The following is a 20106-nucleotide window of genomic DNA, read 5'->3' as shown; positions in this document are numbered from 1 at the left end:
TATGTGGCTGCGCTACGCAAGCGATCGCAATTAAAAAGCCAGATTTTTGATGGCTATGCCACGCAAGCTAACAGAAGGGATACGAGAATCCATGCAACTCCAGTACTTTTTATTACTAGCCGCAGCTTTGTTTTGCATTGGCATCTATGGTTTAATTACCAGTCGTAACGCCGTGCGGGTGTTGATGTCAATTGAGTTACTGCTGAATGCTGTTAATCTGAATTTAATGGCATTTTCCAACTTTCTCGATTCAACTTTAATTAAGGGTCAGGTATTCACCGTGTTTGTGATTACCGTGGCAGCTGCTGAAGCGGCGGTGGGTTTAGCCATTGTGCTGGCCATTTATCGCAACCGCGATACCGTCGATATGGAGCAGTTTAATCTCCTGAAGTGGTAAATTTTGCGTGCAACTCAAGCAGGTAATCATTGCTTATAAAGCACGAGATTCCCAGAGTAAACGCTGGGCAGAACTCTGTGCTAAACAACTAGAAAACCGCCATTGTCAGGTGTTAATGGGGCCTAGTGGTCCAAAAGATAACCCTTATCCGGTGTTTTTGGCTTCTGCAACTCAACCCATTGATTTGGCTTTGGTACTCGGTGGTGATGGTACTGTTTTAACAAGTGCCAGACATTTAGCCCCTGCTGGTATACCCATTCTGGGTGTAAATATTGGCGGTCATCTGGGCTTTTTAACCGAGTCTGTAGATGAGTTTGAAGATACAGAGAAAATTTGGGATCGGCTATTTGAGGATCGCTATGCCATCCAGAGGCGGATGATGCTACAAGCGGCAGTGTATGAGGGTCATCGCACGAATTTGGAACCTGTGACTGAGCTATACCTTGCTTTGAACGAATTTTGTGTGAAACCCGCTTCTGCTGACCGCATGATCACTTCAATTCTGGAAATGGAAATTGATAGTGAAGTAATCGATCAATATGTGGGGGATGGTTTGATTATTTCCACTCCCACTGGTTCTACTGGTTACACCGTTTCTGCTAATGGCCCCATTATCCACGATGGTATGGAGGCGGTTACCATCACTCCCATTTGTCCCATGAGTCTTTCTAGTCGCCCTCTAGTTTTACCTCCTGGTTCTGTGGTCAGCATCTGGCCTTTGGGAGACTATGATTTGAGTACAAAGCTGTGGATGGATGGGGTTTTATCTACGTCGATTTGGCCAGGACATCGCGTTGATGTGCGGATGGCTGATTGTCGGGCGAAGTTTATTATTTTGCGAGAGAACAATTCATATTATCAGACACTGCGTGAGAAGCTGCTTTGGGCAGGTACAAGGGTTCGCTACAGTAATAATCACCGTAATTGATTTATCAGGTGTCTACCGAGCGCTTTTGCTGCAAGTTGTCTGTGAAATATACCAGCCCCCGGATATTTTCGGGGGTTTTTCAGCAGTTGTGGCTGTGGGGAAGTTTCAGTTTTGAGCCGATACATTAATTTGATTAGGAGATTTTAAAGCACTTTATCAGAAACCTAATTATGCGGAACCTCATTCTTGTTCCGAGTTGGTTGCGGTTTTCTATTATCTTCTTATTGGCAATGGGGATATTATTTCGCTTTGTTAATCTTGAAGGTAAAGTTTATTCCCATGATGAAACTTATACATCATTGCGAATTTCTGGCTACACAGTAGATGATGTCAAGCAGCAAATATTCAACGGTCGGGTCATTAGTCAAGAAAGTTTTGCTAAGTTTCAACGTCCTAATTTAGAAAAAGGCTTCAGTGACACAATTATGTCTCTGGCTACAGAAGACCCGCAATATCCACCGCTTTATTATTTAATCGCTAGATTATGGGTGCAAATATTTGGGAATTCAATCACCGTAATTAGAAGTTTATCTGGCTTGATCAGCCTGTTAGTTTTCCCGTGTATTTACTGGCTATGCCGAGAATTATTTAATGTACCATTATCAGTACCTTGGTTAGCGATCGCTTTGATGGCAATCTCCCCTATTCATGTGCTTTACGCTCAAGAAGCACGAGCAGATATTCTATGGTTAGTCACGATCATACTATGCAGCGCAGCACTGTTGCGAGCTATGCGGCTGGAATCAAAAGAGCATCATGAATTAGCACAAGGACAGCAAATTCCCGACCGTTTTGCTACCTGGGGAATTTATGTAGTAACTTTGATACTTAGTTTATATACAAGTTTGTGGAGTATCTTTATCGCTGTTGCTCATGGGATTTATGTGATTACAACTACCCGATTTCAACTAACTGAAACAGTTAGAGCTTATTTGATAGCTTCATCTCTGGGATTTTTAGCCTTCATGCCTTGGATGATGATCGTGGTAGCCAATTTCTTTGAGTTTCTGATCTCAGCAGATGTGATTAAAAACGAGACATCCCTGATGCCTTTAATTTCAGTGTGGTTAATGCAGGTAAGCCGGATTTTTTTTGATTTAAACTTTAGTTTAGAAAATCCCCTGGGCTATTCAATTGCATTAATTTTCTTAACTCTAGTGGGATATGCAATTTATTTTCTCTGTCGAACAACTAATTACAAAACATGGTTTTTTCTGCTGATATTGATGATAGTACCAGTCATACCTAAAATGCTGCCTAACTTATTTTTTGGAGGCATATTCTTTAATTCAAACTTATATTTAATACCTGGATATTTAGGAGTTCAAATTGCTGTGGCTTATCTGCTAGCTACGCAAATATATAATGGAATTGTATTGCGCCGCAGAATCTGGCAAATGATTTTGGTATTGATAGTTGTTTGTGGGTTGGTGTCTTCTAGAGTAAGTTACGAAGCTGAAACCTGGTGGAATAAGGGAATTAGCTATGGAAATCCCCAAATTGCTAATATTATTAATCAGGCTGAAAGCCCACTTGTAATTAGTGATTCTCAGGGAATTAATTATGGAAATGTCTTTTCTCTGAGCTATATTGTACAGCCAAAAGTCCGATTTCAATTAGTACAGGGTCAAGATATTCCTGACATCCCTACTGGTTTTACTGATATTTTTTTACTCAATCCTTCAGATATTTGGCGGGGAGAACTAGAAACGAGATATAAATCTACAACTAATCTGGTTTATAGCAACAATTATTACTTGCTGTGGAAGTTAGTTAATCCTCCCATTTAGTGTGAAAAAATATCATGGGAATATTGAGATTACCCTAATAACTGCTGTACGTTTTAGGAGCGCCATAATATTTTGTCGCATAAGGGAACACCAAAACATTAATTACCCAAAAATTGTAGTCGGGGAAAGCGGGCGCGTAACCCACCATAAACTTAAGGATAATGGTGGGTTACGGACTATCGTCCTAACCCACCCTACAAATTGGGGATTTTATTCCTTGGAAGTCCCTAATTACTTGTTGATTTATTTAAAACCAGCTAAGAATCACTAACATAAATTTTCAGCAAATTCTCAGCTTAAATTAATTCTGATCATCAGATGTAGCCTTAAATTATCCTTAGACATAAATTTGAGGATATGAAAGCGATGAAGTTCAAGCATTTAATAATTGTGGGTATAGTTGCCATGATTACCGTAGGCTGTGCCACAGAGGTAACTTCCAATGAAGCAGATACTCCAACGTCAACTGCAACAACCGTAGCTAGTTCAGTTGCTAAGTCTGGAAATTTTCAGGCGGCGGAACATCCCACTCAGGGAAAAGTCAGTGTAATCACTGAAGCGGGTAAACGCTACCTGGAGTTTGATCAAAGTTTCAAAACTGATCATGGCCCCGACTTATTTGTGATTTTGCATCGTTCGTCAGTACCACCAGTGTCTGGGATTCAAGAAAAAGACTATGTGAGTATTGCGGCGCTGCAAAAGATCAATGGTACTCAACGTTACGCTTTACCTGATAATGTGAATTTGGCAGACTTCAAATCTGTGGCGATATGGTGTCGCCAATTTAATGCTACTTTTGGCTATGCTGTTTTATAAAGGTCAAAAGTAAAAGGTAAAACAAATACAGCATTTTGCAATTGCGTGGCGTAGCCATAGAAGTAAGAAAGCACAGATAAATCTGTGTATTGTTGCAATCAAAATCGCTGTATTTTTGATTTTTCTGGTTAAATTACCCATAATTTAGAAATTTGTCTTATGCAAACAGCAGATTTTTTGCGTCTGATACATCCAGCGATGGCGATTATTTTTGTTTTTCCGTTAATTGGAATTGTAGTTAACTTTGCTTGGCAAACCCGCCAGCGTCGTTTACAAAATTTGGCGGGAAATAAGAGCAAAATTCCGCCTGTAGTTGGTAAAGAACATCAGGAATTTGGAGACTGGTTAACAAGTGCAGTTGTGGGGTTATCTTTAATAGGATTAGCCCACCCAATCGGCAAAAATATGATTAAAAATCAATTATGGAATCAGTCACTGTTCTCAGTCGTATTTATTGTGCTAATGTTCATTTTAACTATTGCCTCTTTAGGATTACTTTATCGGGCAAAGCAAAGGCTATGGCGGGGAATTTTTGCGAGTTTAACTGGTGCAGGTTTAGTGATTCTTGGTTGCCAGGATGGAGTATTTCGCCGGACAAATGAGTGGTATTGGTCACATTACTATATTGGCATTGCTGCCTCATTGCTGATGATATTTTCTATCGCCATTGTGCAAGATATTTATCAAGATAGGTCTAATCGGTGGCGGCTGGTTCACATTATATTAAACTGCGTTGCTTTATTACTATTTATTGGACAAGGGATGACAGGAACGCGAGATTTATTGGAAATTCCTCTAAGTTGGCAAGAACCCTATATTTATCAGTGTGATCTTGCTAATCAAATCTGTCCGACACCAAATGAAGAAACACCACAGTGAAGCAAATTAGCCAAGTTTTTTCCAGAATTGATCTTCATTCGTTACAAGTCCGTCTCACCGTTGGCATTGCTGTACTTTCAGCTTTGGGATTAGGGATGTTAGCGGCTTGGACGAGTTGGAAAATGAAGGAAATTTTAGTAAATAGTCATAAACATAATATTGCCAGAATTGCTAAACGCTTACCAAAAGATGTGCAACTTTATAGTGAAATGTTGCCCTCAGAGGTGGGTTTGCAAAAGGCAATTGATAACTTGACAAGTACTAATACATTTTTGTGGATCAAAAGTCCTGAGAATAAAGTTTTGGCAAAATCTCAAAATTGGAATCAGTTATCTGATGGGGCAGCAAATGAGTTAATGTTATTACAAGAGAAATCATTTCAACCCCAAATAAATCAAGTTAAGCAATACTATTTTATTGTGTGCGGTGCTGCGTTACCAGTAGAGGGTAAAACATTAGGGAATTTATTTGTAGTCCGGGATGTTACCTACGAACATACAATGTTTTTGGTAATTGTGCGGAGTTTGGGAATTGGTAGTGTTTTTGTGATTGCAGCAATTTCTGGGGCGATCGCCTTATATATTCAGCGTTCTCTGCAACCTCTGCGCCAGTTAAGTCGGATGACAGAACTTATTTCTATTGAAGATGTAGGACAAGCGCAACTTTATTTAGATAATGCACCTAGCGAAGTTAAAGAGTTAGCCCAAACCTGCAATATGATGTTATCTCGCCTCTCCCAATCTTGGGAACAAGAAAAACAATTTGTGAGTAATGTTTCCCATGAATTAAGGACACCGTTAACAATTGTACAAGGTTACTTACAAAGTGTATTACGGCGGCAGAATAATTTAACTCCAACCCAAATAGAAGCTTTAGAAACTGCGGCGACGGAAGCAGAATACACCATCCGCTTGTTAGAAGATTTGCTGGATTTAGCCAGAGCGGATAGTGGTTATTTACAGTTTATTCGGGAACCATGCGTACTCAATGATTTAGTAATAGAGGTTGTGGGGATGGCAGAGAAATATAGCGATCGCCAAATTCAAATTGATGCTATAATTGAGCATATAGAGGTCAAAGCAGACTACAATCGTCTTAAACAAGTATTATTGAATTTAATTGATAATGCTGTTAAATATTCTGAAGCTGACACACCTGTAATTGTGAAGTTGGATCGGCAAAAAGCAGAGGTAATTATTCAAGTTTGCGACCAAGGTTATGGCATACCATTACAGCAGCAAACACGAATATTTGAACGCTTTTATCGCATAGATGAAGCTCGGACACTTTCCACTGGGGGATGTGGCTTGGGGTTATCAATTGTCAAAACACTTGTAGAAGGGATGGGTGGTAATGTCACAGTGCGATCGCGCTTGGGAGAAGGAAGTATGTTTACAATTAATTTACCCTGCGACTAACTGTGAGGATAGTTTAAGGAATTTCAATAATAAATTCTGAACCGCCTTCAGGACAAGCATGGTGAGTTAAAGTCCCTTTGTGAAATTCCGTGATGATTTGATAGCTGGTAAATAAACCTAATCCCACTCCTTTTCCTGGTGATTTTGTCGTAAAAAACGGCTCAAATAAATGAGATACATTCTCTGGTGAAATTCCGATTCCATTGTCTTTAATACTAATTCTGATTTGCTGTTGTTCTGTTGTGGATAGATTGATCCAGATTGTCGGGTGAAATGAACTGTCAATAACTGAACTGATTTTTGATTCTAGCGCCTGAATAGCATTTTGGAAAATATTGAGCAGAGCTTGATTTAAAAGATTTCCTTGTCCAATCAGTTTTGGCGTATCTTGATAATTTTTCACAACTGAAATCTTGACGGCTCCGTCATCTAAAACAAGTTGATGACGTAGTATAATCAGGACACTTTCCATGCTTTCTTGAATATTTATGGGTTTGATGCCTGATTCATCAAGACGGGAAAAAATATGCATAGCATTGATCACAGAACGAATCCGTTCGGCTCCCGTATGAAGAGAGTTAATAACTCTTCTGAAATCTGTAACTAAAAAATCTAATTCAATATATTCAATAAAATTTTTAATTTCGGGAGTGGCATCTGGAAATGCTTTTTGATAAAGTGCCACCAGGGTAATCAGGTTTTCACTATATTCAGATGCAGGTTTGAGGTTACCCACAATAAAACTGAGTGGGTTGTTAATTTCATGAGAAATTCCGGCGGTAATTTGAGAGGCATTAACGAGCTTTTCTTTTTGAATAAGTGCAGCTTCAGTTTTTTGTAATTCTAGGAGCATAGTTTGGATCTCCTGATTGCGATCGCGTAAGTTTTTTTGTAATTGTTGCACCTTTAACTGAGTTTGCACTCTCACCAATATCTCTTCTAAATTAAATGGTTTAGTAATGTAGTCAATTCCTCCGGCTTCAAAGGCTAAAATTTTATCCTTAACTTCATTACCGGCACTCAAAAAAATCACAGGAATTATCGAAGTTTCTGGATCATTCTTCAGGCGTTGACAAACTTCATATCCTCCCATGCCTGGCATATTAATGTCTAAAATTATTAAGTCAGGTGGCAGTGACTTCACAGATGTTAATGCTGCCTGTCCATTAATAGCTTTGCGGACTTGATAATTGTGTTTAGATAAAAAATCAGATAAAAACCGAATATTTTCTAATTTATCGTCAACAATCAAGATGTCAGCGACAAATACTTGATCTTCTGCATACATATCCATGATTTAATCGAAAATTAATTTATTGAGTGAGGGCGATTATTTTATCAAACTGATAGGTTTCAATTAATTGAGTTAAAGTTTTAATTAAGGCTGTGTGTTCCGAAGGAATTTGAGTCAGGAGATGGAGACTACTGCTATCGTTACCTTGGGCAGCAGCCATGTGTAATTGAGAAATCCAACTGACTGGCATCATAGCTAATGCCGCAGAATCAAGAACAAAATCGGCTGATGGAGAAATCAAACTTACCGCAGTTTTTTCATATACGTATTCTACCTGTAGATGTTTATTAAGGACTTCTAAAATTTCTTCCCAACGAAATGGTTTGCTGACAAAATCATCACAACCTGCATCTAAACTTTCTTGTTTCTGTTCTGTAAAAGCGCTGGCTGTGAGGGCGATGATTTTTGTCGCGGGGTAAATTTGCCCATTTTTATTGTTTAATGCTTGTGCTAAATTCCGAATCTGCCTAGCTGCTTGATAACCATCTAGAATTGGCATCCGCATATCCATAAAAATCAGGTGAGGTTGCCATTCTTGCCAAAGTGCGATCGCCTGTTCTCCGTTTTCTGCTTGCTGTACGGCGAAACCTAAACGGTTCAAGATATTACTCAATAGTAAACGATTAGGATGATTATCTTCAGCAATCAAAATGCGATAAGTTGTTTGTCCTGGGGCAATCGTGACTGCATCCAGAATGGGAGAAGATAATTGGGCAATAGCAATGGCTTCCGGCAAATCAGCCTGGATATGAAACCTGAAACAACTGCCTTGACCTAATTCACTTTCAACAGTAATTTCACCTCCCATTAATTGCACAAATTTTTGACTAATTCGCAATCCTAAACCTGTTCCTTCCTGCGATAGCCGTCCAGAGCGTGTTTGCTGAAAAGCTTGAAATAAATTCCCTATTTCCTCTGGGCCTATCCCAGTACCAGAATCTTCTATTTCAAAAAATAATTGATATGGCATGGGGGATACTGAGTTAGTAGTTTCTTCTACTTCCCCAGCTAATTGATCACACTTAGCTCGCAGAGTTACCTGTCCTTTTTCCGTAAACTTGATGGCATTACCCAACAAATTGATCAGGATCTGACGCAGTTTGTTCTCATCAGTTTTGATGTACTCAGGTACAGTTGGATCACAATCAAAAATTAGTTTTATGCCTTTAGATTCGGCTTTCGGTTGCAGCATGGCTGCCAAACTATGCAGTAAGTTATGTAGGTTAAATTCTACTGCCGATAAAGTCATCCGTCCTGCTTCAATCTTGGACATCTCCAGGACATCATTAATTAACCCCAGCAGATGTTCACCACTTTGGTTAACGATTTCTGTATATCTTTGATGTTCAGAGGACAAGGTGTGATCTCGCTGCATCAACTGGGTAAAACCCAAAATGGCGTTGAGTGGAGTCCGCAGTTCATGGCTCATATTTGCCAGAAACTCACTTTTGGCTAGACTAGCGGCATCAGCGGCTTCTTTAGCTAGTTTGAGTTCCTCTGCTTGTTTCTGGGTTTGGGCAAATAATTCTGCCTGTTGCACTGCTACCCCAAGTTGACTGCTAATTTGGGTAACAATCTGAATTTCTGAGTTTTGCCATTGTCGGGGGCTGCCGTTTTGGTAAACTGCCAACAAGCCCCAAAGTTGAGTACCACAAAAAATGGGAGCAATAATATAAGCCCGTGCCTGTAATTGTTCTAAAAGTTCGAGATAACAGGTATCAAATCCGGCTTTGTAAATGTCATTAACACAACAATAGCTATTTTCTTGGTGATATATACCGCCGGCGTTGTCTTGCAAATAGGTATCGCGGATTAAGATTCCTGAATCAGTCAGTTGAGTAATTACACAGTTGTTTTGATCTACAGAAATCTCGGTGAGTTTAGGATTTCTGCCTTGTGCGGAAAGCACAGAATACCAAGGTTGAGAAACTGATTCGGCGACTAATTCGCCACTCCAATCGGGTTGAAAGCGATAAATCAAGACGCGATCGCAATTTACAGCTTGGCGTAATTCGGCAGTGGTAGCCTGGAAAATCGATTCCAGATTCAAACTTTGACGCATTTGCTGGATGATATGGCTGGTGGCTTTTTCTCGCTCTGCCATTACCCTCATTGCTGTTTCTGTGGTAATTCGTTCTTGAATTTCCAGTTCTAGGGTGTGATTAACTTGCACAAGTTCAACTGTGCGCTTTTCCACTCGGAATTCTAGTTCCTCGTAAGCGCGGTTTTTGTCTTCTTCTGCCCATTTGCGTTGCAGTTCGGCGGAAGCCCTGGCCGCAAAAACTTGTAAAAGTGTTTTGATGCGATCGCTAATTTCTAGGGGTTTGACATCGACAATACACAGGTTACCGATGACTTTGTGATCAATATTCAATAAGGGAACCCCGATATAACTGACTGCGCCTAACTGCTCTAGCAATGGGTTATTGAGGAAAATGTCTTGCAATCCATTGGGATAAGCACAGAACATATTTTTTTGAACTACATTTTGGCAGGGAGTGTTAATTAGTTCATATTCAAAGTTCTCTCCCAGACGATCTTTGTGCCAAAAATTAATACTCTGGACTTTTTGTAAAGAATTGTCAATGGTTTTAAACACGAAGGCATAACTGACACCCAATGCTGTGGCGAGATTCTGCACCAAGGCGGGAAAGAAATCATTGCCAGTCACAGAAGCCGTACCAGCAACAATCATTTCCAGGGTTTCTTCTGTGCGTTTTCGTTTGGCGATTTGCTTTTCTAGTTCTTGGTTGATGGCTTCTAGCTGTTCTGGCGATCGCAATGCCAGAAATTGCGGTAAAAGTTCCTTCAGTTGTAATGCGGTATAACAAGACACGAAAGCCGTGATGGCTCGGACAATGCCTGATACCCAGTAATCTGGATGCCACAACGTCCAAATATCCAGCAGGTGTCCTGTGCCACAGAGGATAATAAATCCCCCAAATAAAACAAATACGTTGGAGAAGGGCATATCTCCGCGCTTACGGACAAAGTAGATCAGCATGACGGGAATCGAGAAATAGGCGATCGCTATCAGTGCATCACTAATCAGATGTAACGCCACCAGAGGCTTTTGCCAAAGATAGCAATGTCCATGCGGTATATAATTCCGAGAAGATAAAAAATTATCAAATAATTCCGATAATACTTGCATACTTTAAATTTTAAGATTCACAATTAATTAGACTGTTTATTTTCGATAAATATGGCAGTATTTGCCGTAAAATAGGCTATGATCGCAAAATTCTCCTAATTTATTTTGTAATCTTTGCTTAACAGCGAAACTGATCAAGATTATCGTTTGTCATTAGGTTTCAATAGGTTAATGTCAATAATTCCAGCTAGTTAACGCTGCGCCGTTAGCAAAGCTATGCTCGCAGGACTTTACACACAAGGACTAGACTCTGTGAGTACGAAATTGATAAATTTACATTGCTTAACATATAGTTGAATTTATAATTGCCTAAGTACTGATTTTGGATTGATTATAATTTTTACACTAAACATGAGAACTTGCTAGCACCGATAGAATTTTAAATCAGCAACTTAACCAACCAAAATAGAAACTTATGTTAAAAGACGAAAAATTTGTAAAATTGAGCTATTAAATCATATTTAATTGGATAAGACTCTCAGTGTACCGCTTGTGGTTTGGCATAATGATAAATCCGCAGAATTCTCAGTCCAAAAACGTAGAAGAGGCGTTGTCATCAGTTCTCAAGGTTGGCAAAGATTACAGGCCGCAGAATACTTATCGGCAGTGCGGGACAATGGAGGTCATCCATATACTTTAGAGCAGTTGAGCGATCGCACCGGAATTAGCAGCAAAACTTTAACCAAAGTCCGTCGGCGACAAAGCACTGTAGATCAACCCACTCTCGCCTCATACTTTGAAGCCTTTGGATTGTCGTTACAAAATGACGATTATATTAGACAAGAATTAGACACTAATACAAGAACAGCAGTAGCAACAAGCTTACAGCAAACTCCTCTCAAGGGACAACTTGCCCCAAATTCACCATTTTATATCTATCGTCCCCCGGCAGAAAAACAGTTCATGGGGGAAATTTTTCAACCAGGAGCTTTAATTCGGATTCGCGCCCCCCGACAGTTTGGTAAAACATCTTTAATTACCCAAGGGTTAAGTCAGGCGACAGAATATGAGTTTCGTACAGCAGTTATCAGTTTGCAACTAGCAGATAGAGAAGTATTTAGCAGTTTAAGTCAGTTTCTCCAGTGGCTATGTATGATGGTGAGTCGCAGTCTAGATTTACCTCACCGCCTAGAAGAATTATGGAATCCCTTATTTGGCAATAACTATAGTTGTAATGAATATTTTGAAACTTATTTGCTACCTGCTGCCCAGACTCCTTTACTATTAGTTCTAGATGAAGTCAATGTATTATTTAACTACCCAGACATTGCTGCTGATTTCTTTGGAATGCTGCGAGCTTGGTACGAACAAGCTAGGCACAGCACGGGTAGTAGTGAATTATGGCAGAGACTCAGGCTAGTAATTGCATATTCCACAGAGATTTTATTGCCGCTCAACTTGCATCAATCTCCTTTCAATGTGGGATTATTAATCGAGTTACCAGCATTTACACCAGAGCAAGTGCAAGAATTAGCTATCCGCTATGGGCTAGAACCTCCAGCAGGTTATACTACTGAGTTAGTTAAATTAGTGGGGGGAAAACCTTACTTAACTCAGTTAAGTTTATTTCACCTGAGTCAATCAGAGAAAACCCTAGAGCAATTGTTGGCAACAGCGACTTTACCTGACAGTATATTTAATAGTCACTTACGGCAACAGTTAGCATACTTAGAACAAGATCCAGAACTTGAGGAAGTCATGCAGCTAGTAGTTAAGTCTACTCAAGGCATAGAGTTGCATCCGAGTCAATCATTTAAGCTGCAAGGAATGGGATTAATTCGGTTTCAAAATCAATTGGCTGTTTGCAGCTGTGAGTTATATCAAAAGTACTTTGCTCAGGTTTTGAAGGATTAAAGGCAAAGGGGCGCGGAGTTAATTTTAGTTTATGGTTGTTTATCCTAGTCCTGATGTTTCCTATCAAGTTGGGGGGAGTTTGCCTGCTAATGCTGCATCTTATGTGCGAAGAGGGGCAGATGAGGTGCTGTTTCAGGGATTGTTGCGGGGTGAGTTTTGTTACGTGTTTAATGCTCGGCAAATGGGTAAATCTAGCTTGCGGGTACAAACGACTCACCGTCTCCAAGCTGAGGGTGTGCGATGTGGTGTGATTGATATTACGGCGATTGGGACGCGAGAAGTCACGCCAGAACAGTGGTATGCTTCGATAATTGGGCTGTTGGTGAAGAATTTTGGGTTAAATCTCGATTTGGGGAATTGGTGGCGCGATCGCTCTCATCTATCTTTGATTAATCGATTGAGTGATTTTTTTGATACTGTGCTGCTGCGGCAAATCTCCGCACCGATTGTCATATTTATTGATGAAATTGATAGTGTTCTCAGTCTCAAGTTTGCTACTGATGATTTCTTTGCTTTAATTCGAGCTTATTATAACCGCCGCGCCGAACAACCAGAGTATTTCCGTCTCAGCTTTGCATTGTTTGGTGTGGCGACTCCAGGAGATTTGATTGCTGACACTACCCGGACTCCGTTTAATATTGGACAAGCCATTGAGTTACAGGGTTTTCGTGGCACTGAAGCAACGCCATTGTTAACTGGATTAAATGGTTTTGTCTCTGATTCTCCAGCTACTCTGCAACAGATTTTATTCTGGACTGGGGGACAGCCATTTTTAACCCAAAAGTTATGTCGGTTGGTAGTGCAGAACAAGGCAGACTTGGTTGATCATTTGGTGCAGACTTACATTCTGCAAAATTGGGAAAGCCAAGATGAACCAGAACATTTAAAAACAATTCGCGATCGCCTACTGTATAGTGAGGAACGCAGAGGACGATTGCTCGGACTATATCAACAAATTCTCTTGCGCTTTACCCTGGATAACGATGGCATTCCCGCTGACAATAGCCCAGAACAAACAGAACTGATATTAACCGGATTGGTAGAAAAACAAGGCGGCATTCTCCAAGTTAAAAATCCCATTTATCAGCAGATTTTCGACTTAGATTGGGTTGCTAAACAACTGGCAAATATCCGTCCCTATTCTCAAGCCATCAATGGTTGGATGGCATCGGGATATATAGATCAATCCTGGTTACTGCGGGGACAGGCGTTACAGAAAATACTGCTATGGACACAAGGTAAAAGCTTAAATGACTTAGATTATCGCTTTCTCGCAGCTAGTCAGGAACTAGAACGGCAGGAAGTGAAAAAAACACTGAAAGCCGAACGATTGCGAGAAGTGCAGACGAGGTTAAACCTAGAACTACAGCGTTATCTAGAACAACAGCAACATCTCAAGCGCCAACGGCTGATGTTAGGAATTGTCAGCGTGATGATGTTGGTAGCGATCACTCTGGGACTTGTGACCTATAATCAATATCAGCAAACAGCCGTCAGTGAAGTCAAAGCGATCGCATCTGCTGCCAATGGTAGTTTCAACTCTCATCAGCGATTAGATGCCTTAGTACAAGCGATTAAAGCACGTCAGAAATTTAAAAACCTCAATTTCGCCCATTTAGCCGATAAAACCTCCTTAGATTCACAAACTCACATGGCACTACAAAAAGCTGTCTATGGAGCGGATGAAGTGAATCGCCTGTTAGGACATCAAGGAATTGTTTTAAGCGTTGATTTTAGTCCAGACGGTGAGTGGATTGCCTCATCTAGCGTTGACCGTACAGTTAAACTGTGGCACAGAGATGGCACACTGGTGAGAACCCTCACACACTCCACAACATTAAACAGTGTCCGCTTCAGCCCCGATAGTCGTTTAATTGCCGTAGCGGGGATTGATGGCTCTGTGCGTCTGTGGACGATAGAAGGTAAATTACTGCAAGTCTTCACCGGACATCAGTCTGCGTTGTCAAAAGTTGTTTTCAGCCCGGATGGAAAAATTATTGCCTCTGCTAGTGGCGATCGCACCATTAAACTCTGGGAATTAGATGGTACTCTAATTAAAACTCTTCAGCATGACCGTGGTGTGTGGGGAATAGCCTTCAATCCCGACGGCAAAACTATCGCCTCTAGCACAGTGGGAGGACAAAATTACCTCTGGCAACTGGATGGAACACTAATCAAAAAATTCACCGCCGGATCAGCCACTATCTGGAGTCTGGCTTGGAGTCAGGATGGTAAAACTTTAGTATCAGGTGGTGCAGATTATCTAGTGCGACTGTGGAATCAAAATGGTGTCCTGCGGCAAAGTTTGTGGGGACACACATCGGAGATTCTAGATATAACCATCAGCCAGGATGAACAAATCATAGCCTCCGCTAGTGCTGATAAAACCGTCAAATTATGGCGGATGGATGGTACTTTAATTAGAACATTGCAGGGGCATACTTCCAATGTGGAAGGAATCGGCTTTAGTCCAGATGGACAAATTATCGCTTCGGCTGGACATGACAACACCATCAGACTTTGGCGGGTTCATCCACCATTAGTTAAGCTCCTCAATAGCCATAAGGGAAGGGTATGGCGGGTGGCGTTCAGCCCTGATGGCAAATATTTAGCCTCTGTGGCCGGTAAACAAGTGAAACTCTGGAATCAAGACGGTTCTCTCGCAAAAACCATTGTTGAAGAAGATTCCCAGATGCTTAGTCTCACCTTTAGCCCTGATAGTCAAACTTTAGCAATTGTCGGTTCTCTCGGTGTGATTAGACTGTGGCAGCTTGAGGATAATCAGCGCACAATTATTGCCGGAGAAGGTTTCGGCCTTTTGGGTATTACCTATAGTCCAGATAGTAAATTTTTGGCAACTGTAGGATTTGACGGTAAGCTGAGATTTTGGCAACGTCAAGCTAATAATCAGTTTCAACTTTATCAAACCATTACCGCACACAGCGATCGCATTTGGGATATTGCTTATAGTCCAGATGGAGAGTTTTTAGCTTCTGCGAGTGCTGATGGCACTATCAAAATTTGGACGATTAAAAATAGCGAACGCCTATTAGAGAAACCATTACACACACTAGAAGGACATCATAGTGAAGTCCTTGGTCTTGCCATCAGTCCCGATAGTCGATATATTGCCTCCACTGGCGGCGATGGTAATCTCAGGCTATGGCGACGGGATGGAACTTTAGCGCGAGTTTTTTCCGGAGATAGCATTGGCTTTACCAGAGTAGCATTCAGTCCAGATGGAGAAATTGTCGCGGCTGCCAGTTTCGACAATACCATCAAGGTCTGGAAAATAGATGGGACATTGCTCACCACCCTGAATGGACATACTTCTAGTGTAAGTACTGTAGCCTTTAGCCCCGACAGCAAAACCCTAGCCTCTGGTAGTGATGATCAAGTCGTAATTCTCTGGGATTTAGAGCAAATTCTCAATTTAGACCTGGTAAAATCCGGCTGTGACTGGGTAGAGGATTATTTACGCACAAATAAAGATATTGAAAAAAGCGACCGCGACCTTTGCCACAACTAAATAGGACTATTTTCTGGTGACGCGGACATTTTGGCGATCATCATACTCGGACGCGCACAGCCTATCAAGGTAAATTTTGTAAAGAAATATTACGAAAACCACAAGTCTTGCGTAAAGAACAAACATAACTTTGTGGACTAATTAGCAGCTAAAAAAATCATCTTTCAGCTTGCAACTAACATTTAATTTTGGATATCTGCCATTTTTCAGTAATGGTAGTGATGACAAAATTCGAGACATAAACTATATTCCACGGAGAAATTAAGTATGCCGCTAGTTTCAACATTTGAATTACTTGTGAAGCAAATTGCTCCTACAGATGGCTTTGAAAATTTACCCCCAGATATTGCACAAAACCTCAAAAAAGTTGCTCGTAGAGTAGTTCAAGGTTACTTTTTAACCATTGCTAACACGACTAATGCTACTGCCGCCTTGAGACTGGAATTTACAGCAACAACACCAGAGTTAAATCTCAAGGATACAGTGATCATCGTCGATACTTTTGGTAAGAATGAATTTGCTGATTTGAAACCAGTACCAAATGAGCCGAAAAGATTTACTTTCGATCTAAAAATTCCGGCTCACGATACGGTATTAGTTACCTTACTACCTGATCTGAATAATTTAGACCTTTTAAAAGGAGTAAAAGATTTAGAGATTCGTGGATATGTGAACATCTCTAGATTAGCTTTGAAAGGCCCAACTTATGAGTTGCTAATTACTCCTGAGCAAAGAGGAACTTTCCTACCCAACAATCTCAATGATAAAGTTCCTGATTTTGATCAAATCGCTTACAGTGTTCCTACTGCTAGTGGTGGTAGTTTCCTGAGTTTAAAACCTCTATTCTTTCCTGAAGAAATTATCTCCATTCCACTAGGCGATAACTCTACGTCAACAAATGATAGACAAGAGTTACTGGACTTAATGTTTGAGCGCCTCGACCAGCTAAAGTAAGTAGGTCGGCGTAAATAAAGTTAACTGGCTAGGGTCGTTATTTGTCCTTAGCCTCTGAGAAATGTTTGGTAGATAGATACTCGACTTCTCAACAGCAGTTCGCGTGCGAATAGCATTTTCACCAAAATGTCAGATAACTAGATGTCTAAAGCCAGATGCTAATTTCCTGGCTTAGGCATCCAGCAGCAAGTTCTTACCTTATATCAATTATCAAATTGTTATTCTCAGCCAGAATAACAACAAAATTTTGTAACTTTATTACCAAATCAGAAAAATTATGAAACCAAAAATGAAATTTCAACCAGTTTCTCACAGTTGGGTAGCGCTACATCCCGAAGCCAAAGGAGTCATTCAATTTATTGGTGGGGCTTTCTTCGGGACATTTATCCCAATGGTGTTTTATCAACATTTATTGAAAAGTTTATATGAGCAGAAATATACAATCATCATTCTTCCCTTTAATTTCACTTTTAACCATTATGAAGAAGCTGGTTTTCTGATTAGAGAACAATATGAAATTATGCCCGAAGTGGTCAGAATTTCTAACCTTTTAGGTTATGACTCTCAAGTTTATCTAAATGATACTAACTTCTCGTGGATGGGACATAGTATCGGCTGTAAATATATTTCTCTCTTAGAAGGATTTACTGCTCTACCTACTGACTCAGAAGAACTAGAAAAATTTATTCGTCAATTGGTTTCAGAAACATCAAATAGTCAAAACAATGAGCGTAAAATAAAAAGTATAGTTACAGATTTAGAGATATTAATTAATGACCTTCAGCAAAAACGCGCCAAAACTATTGAACTTATTAAATACTACCTCAAGCAAAATATTGGTTCTCAGAAACTAGACTCAAAGGACGCAGAAGTCACAATTGCAAGTATCTTTATTAAAGGACAAGTATCTGTATTATTAGCTCCTGTGAATACAGGAATTGATAGTGCTATTAAACCTAAAATTTTAGCTAATTTAATTACTAAACTGGGTTTTGATGTCAAACCAACACCAGAAGAAACCTATGCCTTAATTAAGGATAGCAATTTATTTAATTTACTGGCTATACTGCGCTTTAAATCAGATAATATTGCTCGTGGTACTTGTGATTGGTTTATAAATACTTTGGGAAAACCACCGCAAGATTTGTGGCAAGAATTACCCGGTGGACATTTACGCCCTCTAGGTATACAGATAGGCAATTTCGTGATTAATTTTCCTGATACATTATCAATTCCGGTGATTGAACCAAGTCAGAAACGTACCGCCGGATTTGAATCTCATGTGATTGGATTACTGAAAGATTTATCAATAAAAAAATAGAATAAATAATGAGTTTTTATTCCAGGAAAAGAGAGGTTTATGGCGTTATTTTGGAAGTTACTTAAATACTTGTAACTTGGGGATGTGCTTGTAGCCAAATATCAATGTCACTTAATACCTGTTGGGGAATTTCCCAAGGAAACATATGTGCGGTATTGGGATAAGAATGGTATTGGTTATTTTTTAGGTGTCGCGCCGTTTCTAAACTCGACTCAGCCGTAATATGACGGTCTTGTTCTCCAGCCAGTACCAGACTAGGACAGTGAATTTCCTGTAAATCGGTGAGTCGATTGTAACCGGACTTCAAAGCTCTATACAGGGCGCGAGTTGCCTGAGATGAGGTTTGTAAATAGGCCTGTGCTGCTTGCTGGGCAAGATAATTGTAGGCTGTGGGCGTATGTTGTTGAATCAAATAACGAAAGAGCGATCGCTTGCCGAAAGTATCGATGTTCCATTGCCAACTCGGTTGCAGATAATTTAAAATCCCGGCAATGCCAGTATAGAGATTATCCTGCCAAGTAATGGGGGGATGATTGCCACGCGGTCTAGCTGCTGTGGCTACCAAAATCAGACCAGTCACCCGTTGTGGTAGTCGCAAGGCCATTTCCATTGCTAAAATCCCACCCAGTGACCATCCTAATATCAGACATTTTTCGATGTAAAAGCGGTCTAGCAGCGCTTCTAAGTCGGTTAAATGGTCTAACATCTCAAAATCGTGATTGTAGCGACTTTTGCCGTATCCGCGTAAATCTGGAGCAAAAGTTTGGTAACGCTGTGATAAGTGATTGGTAAAGATAGAAAGATTCCGACCAGAACCAGGATGACCATGTAAGCCGAGAATGGGGAATCCTTCACCTTTGATGTAGACGTTGAGTTTTGCAGCTGTTGAAGAAATAGAAGACATGATTTTAGTTTTCAATATATCCGCCAGCGTAGGTGATGACGCACATCTGCTTGTATTTGCTGTGAATCCCAAAGGCTACGCCAGCAAATTTAAACGCCGGGTTAAAAATATTGTGGCGATGACCGCGTGACGGTACGCCATCATCAATAATTAACTGCATGATAATCTCTTCGGCTGTGCTGGAACCATAGCTGATGTTTTCACCTGCGGTAACTTGCCATGTCCCATAGCGGTTAATCCGCGTAAATGGGTTACTGCCATCACTACCATTATGACCTGTGGTGCCTGTTTCACCTTGGTCTTTGACGTGATCTCTCGCACCTAAAGACATTCCCACAGATATATTTAATTCTGCCACAGGATCAGCGGACTGGAGAAATGCGATCGCCTCATCCACCGCTTTCACCCCTTCTTGTGTCTGCAAATAAACATTATCGGCTATCCTCACTTGTGTGCCTTGAAATTGCCGTTTCCAATGTTCCAGAAGCGGAAGGTATGCCCCAGGATTGATCCGGACTTTGTTCATTTCTGCTAAAACTTGTTTTTCCATCGGAGAGAGAATATTTTTATGTGTTAGATTTTCTATACCTGTTTGAAAAAGTCCAGGGCATAATTTCTAAAGTTTCATAAATAACCTCATAAATTGAGAGCGAAAATTCAATATATTTAGCTCAACCGTAGAGAACACCGGTTTTTGAAAAAATGACAGTGTATTTTTCGGAAATTCCCCTGAAATCACTGTTATCCGATCAAATGTACAACATTTAATTTACACATTGCAAGGAAACCAAATTCTCGTTGCTTTAAGCATTTTGCCCGCCTGGATAAGTATATTAGCTGATCAACTGCTATCCGCTAACAGCTACCA

14 protein-coding genes are annotated in these 20106 nt (G+C 40.4%); 10 read left to right on the top strand and 4 right to left on the bottom strand.

Annotation, left to right across the window (positions count from 1 at the left end; all coding sequences use genetic code 11):
- Positions 1-91 precede the first annotated feature (91 nt).
- From nuoK to AACX33_RS07425, 6 genes are all read left to right on the top strand, one after another.
- The gene (gene nuoK / locus AACX33_RS07450) at positions 92-397 is read left to right on the top strand and encodes an NADH-quinone oxidoreductase subunit NuoK (RefSeq protein WP_006199065.1); all 306 of its coding nucleotides are present in this window, start codon (positions 92-94) and stop codon (positions 395-397) included.
- Between the two features lie 7 nt (positions 398-404).
- The gene (locus tag AACX33_RS07445; RefSeq protein ID WP_193997748.1) at positions 405-1325 is read left to right on the top strand and encodes an NAD(+) kinase; all 921 of its coding nucleotides are present in this window, start codon (positions 405-407) and stop codon (positions 1323-1325) included.
- 170 nt (positions 1326-1495) lie between these two features.
- Positions 1496-3115: a glycosyltransferase family 39 protein gene (locus AACX33_RS07440; protein WP_193997749.1), complete on the top strand. Its 1620-nt coding sequence runs from the start codon at positions 1496-1498 to the stop codon at positions 3113-3115.
- A gap of 366 nt (positions 3116-3481) precedes the next feature.
- Entirely contained in the window at positions 3482-3931 is a 450-nt protein-coding gene (locus AACX33_RS07435) for a DM13 domain-containing protein (protein ID WP_193997750.1), read from the top strand.
- 159 nt (positions 3932-4090) lie between these two features.
- Positions 4091-4810: a DUF4079 domain-containing protein gene (locus AACX33_RS07430; protein WP_193997751.1), complete on the top strand. Its 720-nt coding sequence runs from the start codon at positions 4091-4093 to the stop codon at positions 4808-4810.
- On the top strand, positions 4807-6228 hold the full coding sequence (locus tag AACX33_RS07425) for an ATP-binding protein (RefSeq protein WP_193997752.1): 1422 nt from the start codon (positions 4807-4809) through the stop codon (positions 6226-6228). Before AACX33_RS07430 ends, AACX33_RS07425 begins: the two co-directional genes overlap by 4 nt.
- A 13-nt stretch (positions 6229-6241) precedes the next feature.
- Here AACX33_RS07425 and AACX33_RS07420 read toward each other — a convergent pair whose 3' ends face one another.
- Together AACX33_RS07420 and AACX33_RS07415 are read right to left on the bottom strand one after the other, a co-directional pair.
- A complete protein-coding gene (locus AACX33_RS07420; protein WP_193997753.1) occupies positions 6242-7522 on the bottom strand; it encodes a hybrid sensor histidine kinase/response regulator in 1281 nt (426 codons plus the stop codon).
- A gap of 19 nt (positions 7523-7541) precedes the next feature.
- On the bottom strand, positions 7542-10676 hold the full coding sequence (locus AACX33_RS07415; protein WP_193997754.1) for a GAF domain-containing hybrid sensor histidine kinase/response regulator: 3135 nt from the start codon (positions 10674-10676) through the stop codon (positions 7542-7544).
- Between the two features lie 465 nt (positions 10677-11141).
- On the opposite strand from AACX33_RS07415, the gene AACX33_RS07410 reads away from it, so the two are divergent.
- The 4 genes from AACX33_RS07410 (at position 11142) to AACX33_RS07395 (ending at position 18334) form a co-directional block, all read left to right on the top strand.
- Entirely contained in the window at positions 11142-12530 is a 1389-nt protein-coding gene (locus tag AACX33_RS07410; RefSeq protein ID WP_228048708.1) for an AAA-like domain-containing protein, read from the top strand.
- Positions 12531-12561: 31 nt separating this feature from the next.
- Positions 12562-16059: an AAA-like domain-containing protein gene (locus tag AACX33_RS07405; protein WP_193997755.1), complete on the top strand. Its 3498-nt coding sequence runs from the start codon at positions 12562-12564 to the stop codon at positions 16057-16059.
- A 267-nt stretch (positions 16060-16326) separates the two neighbouring features.
- A complete protein-coding gene (locus AACX33_RS07400; protein ID WP_193997756.1) occupies positions 16327-17013 on the top strand; it encodes a hypothetical protein in 687 nt (228 codons plus the stop codon).
- A gap of 277 nt (positions 17014-17290) precedes the next feature.
- Entirely contained in the window at positions 17291-18334 is a 1044-nt protein-coding gene (locus AACX33_RS07395) for a DUF1350 family protein (protein ID WP_193997757.1), read from the top strand.
- 61 nt (positions 18335-18395) lie between these two features.
- Here AACX33_RS07395 and AACX33_RS07390 read toward each other — a convergent pair whose 3' ends face one another.
- Complete coding sequence (locus AACX33_RS07390) at positions 18396-19238, bottom strand: alpha/beta fold hydrolase (protein WP_193997758.1); 843 nt, start codon at positions 19236-19238, stop codon at positions 18396-18398.
- Positions 19239-19242: 4 nt separating this feature from the next.
- Positions 19243-19788: a CAP domain-containing protein gene (locus AACX33_RS07385; protein WP_193997759.1), complete on the bottom strand. Its 546-nt coding sequence runs from the start codon at positions 19786-19788 to the stop codon at positions 19243-19245.
- Positions 19789-20106 lie beyond the last annotated feature (318 nt).

Source organism: Nodularia sp. LEGE 04288, from assembly GCF_963896525.1.
Lineage (GTDB): Bacteria > Cyanobacteriota > Cyanobacteriia > Cyanobacteriales > Nostocaceae > Nodularia.
The sequence above is the reverse complement of the archived record's forward strand: the minus strand, read 5'-3'. Positions and strand labels throughout refer to the sequence as shown.

Excerpts from the sequence above, each read along its gene's own strand:
- nuoK (WP_006199065.1), top strand. The coding sequence starts at position 92 with ATGCAACTCCAGTACTTTTTATTACTAGCCGCAGCTTTGTTTTGCATT.
- AACX33_RS07440 (WP_193997749.1), top strand. The coding sequence starts at position 1,496 with ATGCGGAACCTCATTCTTGTTCCGAGTTGGTTGCGGTTTTCTATTATC.
- AACX33_RS07435 (WP_193997750.1), top strand. The coding sequence starts at position 3,482 with ATGAAGTTCAAGCATTTAATAATTGTGGGTATAGTTGCCATGATTACC.
- AACX33_RS07430 (WP_193997751.1), top strand. The coding sequence starts at position 4,091 with ATGCAAACAGCAGATTTTTTGCGTCTGATACATCCAGCGATGGCGATT.
- AACX33_RS07420 (WP_193997753.1), bottom strand. The coding sequence starts at position 7,522 with ATGGATATGTATGCAGAAGATCAAGTATTTGTCGCTGACATCTTGATT.
- AACX33_RS07415 (WP_193997754.1), bottom strand. The coding sequence starts at position 10,676 with ATGCAAGTATTATCGGAATTATTTGATAATTTTTTATCTTCTCGGAAT.
- AACX33_RS07405 (WP_193997755.1), top strand. The coding sequence starts at position 12,562 with ATGGTTGTTTATCCTAGTCCTGATGTTTCCTATCAAGTTGGGGGGAGT.
- AACX33_RS07400 (WP_193997756.1), top strand. The coding sequence starts at position 16,327 with ATGCCGCTAGTTTCAACATTTGAATTACTTGTGAAGCAAATTGCTCCT.
- AACX33_RS07395 (WP_193997757.1), top strand. The coding sequence starts at position 17,291 with ATGAAACCAAAAATGAAATTTCAACCAGTTTCTCACAGTTGGGTAGCG.
- AACX33_RS07390 (WP_193997758.1), bottom strand. The coding sequence starts at position 19,238 with ATGTCTTCTATTTCTTCAACAGCTGCAAAACTCAACGTCTACATCAAA.
- AACX33_RS07385 (WP_193997759.1), bottom strand. The coding sequence starts at position 19,788 with ATGGAAAAACAAGTTTTAGCAGAAATGAACAAAGTCCGGATCAATCCT.